The sequence below is a fragment of the Nocardioides sp. genome, assembly GCF_050699375.1.
Classification (GTDB): Bacteria; Actinomycetota; Actinomycetes; order Propionibacteriales; family Nocardioidaceae; genus Nocardioides.
In genome coordinates, this window is record NZ_JBOHDN010000082.1 from 1 (window position 1) to 9,098 (window position 9,098).

The 9,098-nt window shown below is 67.6% G+C and carries 11 protein-coding genes and 1 pseudogene; 5 read left to right on the forward strand and 7 right to left on the reverse strand.

The window, feature by feature from the left end; translation table 11 throughout:
• A partial coding sequence (locus ACRDPS_RS05890) for a SulP family inorganic anion transporter (protein WP_431500697.1) occupies nucleotides 1-1,389 on the forward strand: 1,389 nt, incomplete at its 5' end.
• 105 nt (nucleotides 1,390-1,494) lie between these two features.
• The gene (locus ACRDPS_RS05895) at nucleotides 1,495-1,932 is read left to right on the forward strand and encodes a VOC family protein (RefSeq protein WP_431500698.1); all 438 of its coding nucleotides are present in this window, start codon (nucleotides 1,495-1,497) and stop codon (nucleotides 1,930-1,932) included.
• 69 nt (nucleotides 1,933-2,001) lie between these two features.
• Here ACRDPS_RS05895 and prcA read toward each other — a convergent pair whose 3' ends face one another.
• From prcA to dop, 4 genes are all read right to left on the reverse strand, one after another.
• Nucleotides 2,002-2,889 carry a proteasome subunit alpha gene (gene prcA / locus ACRDPS_RS05900; RefSeq protein ID WP_431500699.1) on the reverse strand — a complete coding sequence of 296 codons (888 nt, stop codon included), beginning with the start codon at nucleotides 2,887-2,889 and terminating at the stop codon, nucleotides 2,002-2,004.
• The gene (gene prcB, locus ACRDPS_RS05905; protein ID WP_431500700.1) at nucleotides 2,889-3,725 is read right to left on the reverse strand and encodes a proteasome subunit beta; all 837 of its coding nucleotides are present in this window, start codon (nucleotides 3,723-3,725) and stop codon (nucleotides 2,889-2,891) included. The genes prcA and prcB overlap by 1 nt, the downstream gene beginning before the upstream one ends.
• Before the next feature lie 3 nt (nucleotides 3,726-3,728).
• Nucleotides 3,729-3,926, reverse strand: coding sequence for a ubiquitin-like protein Pup (locus tag ACRDPS_RS05910; RefSeq protein ID WP_045550810.1), 198 nt, complete (start codon nucleotides 3,924-3,926; stop codon nucleotides 3,729-3,731).
• A gap of 147 nt (nucleotides 3,927-4,073) precedes the next feature.
• Complete coding sequence (gene dop / locus ACRDPS_RS05915; RefSeq protein ID WP_431500701.1) at nucleotides 4,074-5,585, reverse strand: depupylase/deamidase Dop; 1,512 nt, start codon at nucleotides 5,583-5,585, stop codon at nucleotides 4,074-4,076.
• Between the two features lie 185 nt (nucleotides 5,586-5,770).
• Here dop and ACRDPS_RS05920 point away from each other — a divergent pair, with 185 nt between their 5' ends.
• The 3 genes from ACRDPS_RS05920 to ACRDPS_RS05930 are packed head-to-tail and all read left to right on the forward strand — an operon-like array spanning nucleotide 5,771 to nucleotide 7,193.
• Nucleotides 5,771-5,920 (forward strand): hypothetical protein, encoded by a 150-nt coding sequence (locus ACRDPS_RS05920; protein ID WP_431500702.1) that lies wholly within the window; start codon nucleotides 5,771-5,773, stop codon nucleotides 5,918-5,920.
• Nucleotides 5,907-6,533, forward strand: coding sequence for a GNAT family N-acetyltransferase (locus ACRDPS_RS05925; protein WP_431500703.1), 627 nt, complete (start codon nucleotides 5,907-5,909; stop codon nucleotides 6,531-6,533). The genes ACRDPS_RS05920 and ACRDPS_RS05925 overlap by 14 nt, the downstream gene beginning before the upstream one ends.
• Before the next feature lie 6 nt (nucleotides 6,534-6,539).
• Nucleotides 6,540-7,193 (forward strand): class I SAM-dependent methyltransferase, encoded by a 654-nt coding sequence (locus ACRDPS_RS05930; protein WP_431500704.1) that lies wholly within the window; start codon nucleotides 6,540-6,542, stop codon nucleotides 7,191-7,193.
• 85 nt (nucleotides 7,194-7,278) lie between these two features.
• Here the strand turns inward: ACRDPS_RS05930 and ACRDPS_RS05935 are convergent, their stop codons facing one another.
• The 3 genes and pseudogenes from ACRDPS_RS05935 to ACRDPS_RS05945 all read right to left on the reverse strand — a co-directional run.
• Complete coding sequence (locus ACRDPS_RS05935) at nucleotides 7,279-8,220, reverse strand: type IV toxin-antitoxin system AbiEi family antitoxin domain-containing protein (RefSeq protein WP_431500705.1); 942 nt, start codon at nucleotides 8,218-8,220, stop codon at nucleotides 7,279-7,281.
• A gap of 217 nt (nucleotides 8,221-8,437) precedes the next feature.
• A complete protein-coding gene (locus ACRDPS_RS05940; protein ID WP_431500706.1) occupies nucleotides 8,438-8,782 on the reverse strand; it encodes a hypothetical protein in 345 nt (114 codons plus the stop codon).
• Nucleotides 8,783-8,883: 101 nt separating this feature from the next.
• A pseudogene (locus ACRDPS_RS05945) lies at nucleotides 8,884-9,098 on the reverse strand (proteasome ATPase); the annotation flags it as partial.

Genomic DNA, 9,098 nt, shown 5'->3' on the forward strand with positions numbered 1-9,098 from the left:
CCCGAGGCGATCTCGTTCTCCATCATCGCCGGGGTCGACCCGCGCGTCGGTCTGTTCGCCTCCTTCACGATGGCGGTGGCCATCTCGTTCCTGGGCGGACGGCCGGCGATGATCTCTGCGGCCACGGGGGCGGTCGCGCTGGTCATCGCCCCGGTGATGCGTGAGCACGGCTACGACTACCTGATCGCGACCGTGCTGCTGGGCGGCCTGATCCAGGTCGTGCTGGCGCTGGTCGGGGTGGCCAGGCTGATGCGGTTCATCCCGCGATCGGTGATGGTCGGCTTCGTCAACGCGCTCGCCATCCTCATCTTCGAGGCGCAGATCGCCCACCTGGTCGACGTGCCCTGGCTGGTCTACCCGATGATCGCCGTCGGGATCGCCGTCATCGTCGGCTTCCCGCGGATCAACAAGGTGATCCCGGCGCCGTTGGTGGCGATCGTCGCGCTGACCGCGTTCACCGTCGTCGGCGCGATCGGCGTGCCGAACGTCGGCGACGAGGGCAAGCTGCCCGACAGCCTCCCGACGTGGTTCCTGCCCGACGTACCTCTCACCCTCGACACGCTGCAGATCATCGCCCCCTACGCCCTCGGCATGGCGCTGGTCGGCCTGCTCGAGTCGCTGATGACCGCCAAGCTCGTCGACGACATCACCGACACCCACTCCGACAAGACCCGCGAAGCCCGCGGCCAGGGGATCGCGAACCTCGTCACCGGGCTCTTCGGTGGCATGGGCGGCTGCGCGATGATCGGCCAGACGATGATCAACGTGAAGGCCTCCGGAGCGCGTACGCGGATCTCCACCTTCCTGGCCGGCGTCTTCCTCCTCGTCCTGGTCGTCGGGTTCGGCGACGTCGTGGCGATGATCCCGATGGCCGCCCTGGTCGCGGTGATGATCATGGTCTCGGTCGGCACCTTCGACTGGCACTCGATCCGCCCGGCCACGCTGCGCCGGATGCCTCGCTCGGAGACCGCGGTGATGGTGGCGACCGTGGTGGTCACCGTGGCCACCCACAACCTCGCCATCGGTGTCGTCGTCGGTGTCCTGGTCGCGATGACCCTCTTCGCTCGCCGGGTCGCCCACCTGACCGAGACCGACCGCGAGCTGGTCGAGGACGCCGATGGCCGGGTCACCGCCGTCTACCGGGTCACCGGCGAGCTCTTCTTCGCCTCCAGCAACGACCTCTACACCCAGTTCGACTATGCCGAGGATCCCGACGAGATCGTCATCGACCTCTCCGACTCCCACATCTGGGACGCCTCCACGGTCGCGGCGCTCGATGCGATCACCCACAAGTACGCCGCCAAGAGCAAGTCCGTACGCATCGTTGGCCTCAACACCTCCAGCGCCGACCGGCACGAGCGGCTGACCGGTCGGCTCACCGGCCACTGACCCGGACGAGATTCATGTCGCCCGCCATGTAGAGAACACCTGACCGGCCTCGTTCACCTGTCGAAGCACCAACCACAACGACAGCTCAGTACGAGGATGGCAGTCATGACACACCTGAAGCAGTTCGACCACATCGGCGTCACCGTCGCGGACCTCGACACGGCCACCGACTTCTTCGTCGGCCTCGGCCTGGAGATCGAGGGCCGTACGTTCGTCGAGGGCGAGTTCCTCGACACCGTCTGCGGGATCCCCGGCTCACGTTGCGAGGTCGTGATGCTGCGCCCTCCGGGCGGTGGCACCGCCCTCGAGCTGGCCCGCTTCGTCCGGCCCGACCATGTGCCCGGCTCCCCCGAGGCGATGGCCAACGTGCTGGGCCTGCGCAACGTCTGCTTCGAGGTCGACGACCTCGACACGGTCCTCGCCGGACTGGCCGCGGACGGCTACGGACTCGTCGGTGGAGTCGGCCGGGAGGGCGCCTGGCAGATGGCGTACGTCCGCGGCCCGGAGGGCATCGTGGTCTCGGTGGCCGCACAGGACGCCTGACGGCTTCTCGGCGACGTCAGACGTCGGAGACCTGGAGCCAGAGGCTCCAGGTCTCCTACGTGTCTGGGCTCAGCTGATCGGCGGGGCGATCGGCGGCTCACCGTCGTCGTCGGCGGGCGGCGCCAGGGGCGCCTCGTCGACGGGCTTATCGGCAGGCTTCTCGACGGGCTTCTCAGCCGGCTTGTCAGCGGGCTCGTCGGCCGTGTCGTCGGCAGGCTCCGCGGCTGCCGGCTTCGCATCCTCGATCTCCGTCGTCGCGGTGACGGCGCCGAGGATCTCGACGAGCGTGGCCGGCCGGATCCTGCGGAACTTGCGCGGCTGGGTGCGGTTGCGGTCCAGGACCGCGACCTCGAGGTCCTTGGCGGCGATCTCGCGGTCGTCCGTGTCGGTGTGGCCGAGCGCGGCGACGGCCAGCTTGATGGCGTCCTCGAGCGTGGCACCCTCGGTGTAGCGCTCCTTGAGGTAGCCGCCGACCGCCTCGGCAGCGCCACCGATGGCGGCGAAGCCGTGCTCGTCGACGACCTGACCGTCGTAGGTCAACCGATAGAGCTGGTCGTCCTCCGCGGAGTCACCGATCTCCCCGACGAACAGCTCGACCTCGTAGGGCTTCTCCCCGCCCGAGGAGAAGATCGTGCCGAGCGTCTGGGCGTAGGCGTTGGCCAGGCCACGGCCGGAGACGTCGCGCCGGTCGTAGGCGTAGCCGCGCATGTCTGCCAGCCGCACGCCCGCGATCCGGAGATTCTCGAACTCGTTGTAGCGACCGACCGCGGCGAAGGCGATCCGGTCGTAGATCTCGCTCACCTTGTGCAGCGCCGCCGAGGGGTTCTCGGAGGCGAAGACGATGCCGTCGGCGAACTGCAGCGAGACCAGGGCCCGGCCCCGGGAGATGCCCTTGCGCGCGAAGTCCGCGCGGTCGCGCATCAGCTGCTCGGGAGAGACATAGAACGGGGTCGACATCAGGCACCACTCTCCAGCTCGGCGATAGGACCGTTGGGCCGCTGAAGCCTCCCGGTGATGACAGCCTCGGCCACTGCTCCGACCTCGGCGTCCGGCAGCGTACGTCCCCCGTCGGCGGTGATCACGTGCACGATCGGGAACAGCTTGCGCGAGAGGTCAGGGCCGCCGGTGGCGGAGTCGTCGTCGGCCGCGTCGTAGAGCGCCTGGACCAGGACCGCGACCAGCGTCGCCTCGTCGAGATCCTCACGGTAGAGCTTCTTCAGCGAGCCCTTGGCGAACAGCGAGCCCGAGCCGACGCCGGAGTATCCGGTCTGCTCGTAGCGGCCGCCGGTCGGGTCGTACCCATAGATCCTGCCGGCCGCGGTGTCGGGGTCGAACCCGACGAAGAGCGGAACGACCACGAGCCCCTGCATCGCCATCGCCAGGTTGCCACGGATCAGCGCGGACAGGCGGCTCGCCTTGCCCTCGATCGAGAGCGTGGTGCCCTCGATCTTCTCGTAGTGCTCCAGCTCGGTCTGGAAGAGCTTGACCAGCTCGATCGCGATCCCGGCAGAGCCGGCGATGCCGACCGCGGAGTATTCGTCGGAGGGGAAGACCTTGCGCATGTCGCGCTCGGCGATCAGGTTGCCCTGGGTCGCTCGCCGGTCACCGGCGATGATCACGCCACCGGGGAAGGTGGCCGCGACGATCGTGGTGCCGTGCGGGGCGATGTCGCTCAGGTTGCCCGGGGCGGCATTGTGGCCCGGGAGCAGGTCTGGCGACTGAGCGGTCAGGAAATCGGCAAAGGACGAGGTGCCCGGCGTCATGTAGGCCGCCGGGATGCGGGATTCCGACATCTCTTACTGCCCGCCCTTCTGGATGAAGGACTTCACGAAGTCCTCGGCGTTGGTCTCCAGGACGTCGTCGATCTCGTCCAGGATGTCGTCGACGTCGGAGTCCAGCGCTTCCTTGCGCTCGTTGACGTCGGTCTCGGGCGCGGTCTCGACGGCCTCCTCGGTCTCGGAGGACTTCTTCGGCTGCTTCTGCTCCTGTGCCATGGCTCCAACCTATCCACTAGGACCGACAAACCTGAGGCAACAATGCCCGATTACGCTGAGGGAGGAAGACGTACGTCCGAAACGACCGCACTTCGGAACGCTGACGTCGCCTCGACCGGCTCGACCGGCTCGACCGCTGGCGGCCGATCAGGAAGCGGTCAGCCGGCTGAACAGGTCGACGGCGGTCTCCGAGGCGTCGAGCAGCCCGCCGACATGCTTCTTGGTGCCTCGCAGCGGGTCGATGGTCGGCACCCGCTGCAGCGACTCGCGCCCGGGGAGGTCGAAGATGACCGAGTCCCAGGAGGCGGCGGCGACGTTCTCGGAGTATTTCTCCAGACAGCGCCCGCGAAAGTACGCCCGGGTGTCGGTCGGCGGCTCGTGCATCGCCTTCTCCACCAGGTCCTCGGTCAGCAGGCGCTGGATCCGGCCGGAGCGGACCAGACGGTGGTAGAGGCCCTTCTCGGGGCGGATGTCGGCGTACTGCAGGTCGATCAGGTGGAGCTTGGGGTCGTTCCACTCCAGACCGTCCCGGTCGCGGTAGCCGAGCAGGAGCTTGTACTTCGCGACCCAGTCGAGCTCGGTGGCGCACTCCATGGGGTCACGCTCGAGACGGTCCAGGACCGACTCCCAGCGCTCCAGGACGTTCTTGGTCTGATAGTCCGCGTCCGAGCCGTAGCGCTCCTCGACGAACTTCTTGGCCAGGTCCAGATACTCCATCTGCAGCTGGACACCGGTCAGCTTGCGACCGTCCTTGAGCGTGATCAGCGTCTTCAGCGTCGGGTCGTGGGAGACCGCGCGCAGGGCCGAGACCGGACCGTCGACGCTGAGATCGCGGGTGATGTAGCCGTCCTCGATCATGGCGAGCACGAGCGACGTACTCCCGGTCTTGAGGTAGGTCGAGATCTCGGCCAGGTTGGCGTCCCCGAGGATCACGTGGAGGCGTCGGTACTTCTCCGGGTCGGCGTGCGGCTCGTCGCGGGTGTTGATGATCGGCCGCTTGAGCGTGGTCTCCAGGCCGACCTCGACCTCGAAGAAGTCGGCGCGCTGGGAGATCTGGAAGCCGTCCTTGGGCCGGTCCTGCCCGATCCCGACGCGCCCGGCGCCGGCGAAGACCTGCCGGGAGACGAAGAACGGGATCAGGTGCTTGACGATGTCGGCGAACGCGGTCGAGCGGCGCATCAGATAGTTCTCGTGTGCGCCGTAGGAGACGCCCTTGTTGTCCGTGTTGTTCTTGTAGAGGTGGATCTGCGGGTTGCCGGGCAGCCGTGCGGCCGCGCGTGTCGCGTCGAGCATCACCTGCTCGCCGGCCTTGTCCCAGCGCACCGCGTCCATCGGATTGGTGACCTCGGGGCAGGCGAACTCGGGGTGAGCGTGGTCGACGTAGAGCCTGGCCCCGTTGGTGAGGATGACGTTGGCGAGGCCGAGGTCCTCGTCGGTGAGCTGGCTGGGGTCGGCAACCTGCCGCGACATGTCGAAGCCGCGCGCGTCGCGCAGCGGTGACTCCTCCTCGAAGTCCCAGCGCGCTCGCCTCGCCTTCAGAGTCGAGGAAGCATAGGCATTGACGACCTGACTCGAGGCGACCATCGGGTTGGCCTGGGGCTGCCCGGCGACGGAGATCCCGTATTCGACCTCGGTGCCCATCACTCGTCGTACGCTCATACCGCCGCCTCCGTCGAGAACAGATAATTCGGAAGCAGCGGCATGAGAAATGTGGTCGCTCGCTGACGCTCGCTCATGTCTGCAAGGCTACCGGCCAGGTGCGTGAAGCCACGTGAGCATCCACGCGCCACGCTGAGGTTGAGCGGTCGTTGTTCGGCTGGACGGAACCAGGAGGATCCCCGCACGTGAGACGGTATGTCTGGTGGTATGCCACCGGAGCGATCATCCTTGCGATGCTGGTGCTGTGGCCGCTCGCCGCCGCCGGTCTGCTGCCCTGGGGGCGGCGGCGACGGCGGAGGCGGGTCGTGGTGAGGTCGGAACATGAGCACTCCTGAGATCCGGCGGGCGACCGCCGACGACCTCGACGACCTCTTCTCGATCTGCTTGCAGACCGGGGCCTCTGGCGAGGACGCCACCGAGTTCTACGACGACCCGAAGCTGCCGGGCAACATCTACGCGGCGCCGTACATCGTGCTGCGGCTCGGGCTCGGGTTCGTCGCGGTCGACTCCGAGGGAGTGGTGGGCTATGTGGTCGGCACGCCGTTCACCCGGTCCTTCGAGAAGGAGTGCGAGGAGGACTGGTGGCCCGCGCTGCGGGTCGTCAATCCCGACCCCGGGCTCGACCACGACCGCACCGACTGGAACGCCCGGATGCGGTCCCTGATCCACCGTCCGGTCCGTACGCCCGGTGACCTCCTCAGCGACTTCCCGGCGCACCTGCACATCAACCTGCTCCCCCGTGCCCAGGGCCAGGGCGTCGGCAAGGAGCTGATCGGGATGATGCTCGGCGCCTTCCACGTCGCCGGGGTGAACGGCGCCCACCTCGGGGTCAGCTCCGGCAACACCCGCGCGATCAGCTTCTACCGGCGCGTCGGCTTCAGGACCCTCGTCGAGGGCGATGAGGCATTGATCCTCGGGGTGCAATGGACCGAAGAGATGGAAGAGTGAGCCAGCATGGGACTGTGGGAGACGCGGGTGGTGCCGCACATCGTGGATCGAAGCTGTGGGATTCCCCAGCTCGACCCGCTGCGTGAGCAGGCCTGCGCCGGGCTGCGGGGACAGGTCGTCGAGATCGGCTTCGGCAGCGGAAGCAACATCGGCCGCTACCCGGCCTCGGTCACTGAGGTCGTCGCTGTCGAGCCCTCCGACGTCGCCTGGCGGCTCTCGGCTGCTCGCCGCGCCGGCTCCTCGGTGCCGGTGACCCGGGTCGGGCTCGACGGCGCGCGGCTCCCGCTCGCGGATGCCTCGGTCGACACCGCGCTGGTCACCTTCTCGCTGTGCACCATCCCCGACGTCGCGAGCGCGCTGGCGGAGCTGCGCCGCGTCCTACGCCCCGGCGGCTCCATCGGCTTCGCCGAGCACGGCCTCTCCCCCGACGCTTCCGTCGCGCGCTGGCAGCACCGCCTCGACGGCCTCCAGCAGCGCCTCTTCGGGGGCTGCCACCTCACCCGCGACATCCCCGCGCTGCTCGAGTCAGCAGGCTTCACCGTCGAGCGCCTGGAGCAGTCCTATCTACCCGGGCCGGCGCTCTCGCGGCCGTGGGGCTATCTCTCGGCCGGGCTGGGTGTTCCTTCGTCAAGGTATGCAGGTCAACGCTCACATCCCTAGCGGAGGTCCGCACGGGATGTGAGCCTTCGTCTGCATACCCTTCGACAGGCTCAGGACATCGCCTTGACGAAGGAACACGCCCGACTCAGCTCGCTCGCCGAAGCGCGCGGCTCAGGCGTGCGGCGGTCCTGGCAGGGTTGGCGAAGTCACTCCAGATCAAACGGATCATCAAGAACCCAGTGAGCTCGCGCAGCTCGTCCTCACGCCTCTTCTCTTCGAAGACGACGTCGCCGGGCTCCTGGCCTGGCTTGAGCAGCCGGCCGTACTTGATCCGTCCGTCGAACTCGCCCAGCAGCCCGAACTCGGGCCAGGCCCAGTCGGTGACTCCCGCGAGCGAGCCGTCGGCTCGACGTACCTCGTATTGAAGCTCTGGCTGCGGTAGACCGAAAGTACGGAACAGGTGTTTTCCGCGAGACTCACCGATCGAGCCTGATCTCCCGTCGGCGAACGGAACCAGGCTTCGTACGCGGTGCATGAACGGCCAATGCTCCAGGATCCTGTAAGCCTCCTCCAGGCGGTCCCGGTCGAACGCTCCGCTCCGTAGACCGGCGTCGAGCAGACACCACGCAGTCTCCGTGTCAACGCGAGATGCCGCTTCGAGAACGCATCGCTCCGGAAGCACTGCATTCATCCGGTCCGCCGTGACGACCTCGTGGTCCAGGCTGAAACCTTCGTGATGGACAACGTCGCCTTCGATCCTGCCGGCTCCGCCGTCGAGACGGGTGACGTGCACCCGGTCGAGCGGCAGATTCCAGACGTCGATTCCGTGGGCCACTACGCCAGACGTGTGGCTCAGCGCCACTGGGTCACCCAGCGAGCGCATCACCGCTCGCGCCCTGATCTGGTGCCGCGCCACCGGGTCGAGCTCGAGCCACGTTGTTCCTGGCGCATACGCCCCACGGCGAATGCGGTGCCACTCACCCGAGCGCGCCATGCGAGTGATGTCCCGCTTCGCGTACCCCGCCTCTCGCGCCATCTGGGTAGTGAAGAAGCCGTCTCTCTCGACGAAGTATTGAAGTGCGTCCATGGCCGCTACCTTCACGCTGCGTCCCGAGGCGGGAAAGCCTAATTTGCCCGCCCTGTGGATAACTCCGGATCGAACCGGGTCTGTGGACGGGAAGTGGCCCGCCGGGCTGGCGGTTCCTTCGTCAAGGTATGCAGGTCAAGGCTCACATCCCTAGCGGAGGTCCGCACGGGATGTGTTACTTCGTCTGCATACCTTGACGAAGGACCACCCAGCCGCTTCAGCGCGACTTGCGGGTACGCAGCGCGTGGGCGACGTTGACGCCGACGAGGCCGACCCAGGAGATCACCAGGGCGCCGAGGTTGTCGGTGACGCCGAGGGTGATGCTGATCGGGATGCCGGCGACGGCAGAACCGGCGCCCAGGACGAACTGGAAGACCGAGGTGCGCGACTCGTTGCGCTCGGCCAGCGTGCGGGCGGCGGCGGTGGTGCCGACCCGCTCCTGAACGGTCTTCTCGATGCGGTCGGCGAAGCCGGCGACCAGCTCAGCGTCGAACGCGTCTCCCAGCTCATGGCGGGTCTCCAACCCGGCCTCGATGTCCTTGCGCGCCATCTCGTCTCCCACGCATCAGACCTTAGCGCCGAAATGCAGTCGTGACCTCCGTATACCGCAACGCGGCCGCCATCTCCGAGAAGGAGACGGCGGCCGCGGCGTACGGGCTCTTGTTACAGGTACTGACCCGTGTTGGAGACCTGCTCGATCGAACGGCCGGGCTCGGTTCCCTGCTTGCCGGTGATGAGCGTACGGATGAACACGATCCGCTCGCCCTTCTTGCCGGAGATGCGGGCCCAGTCGTCGGGGTTGGTGGTGTTGGGGAGGTCCTCGTTCTCCTTGAACTCGTCCACGCAGGCCTGGAGCAGGTGCTGCACCCGCAGGCCCT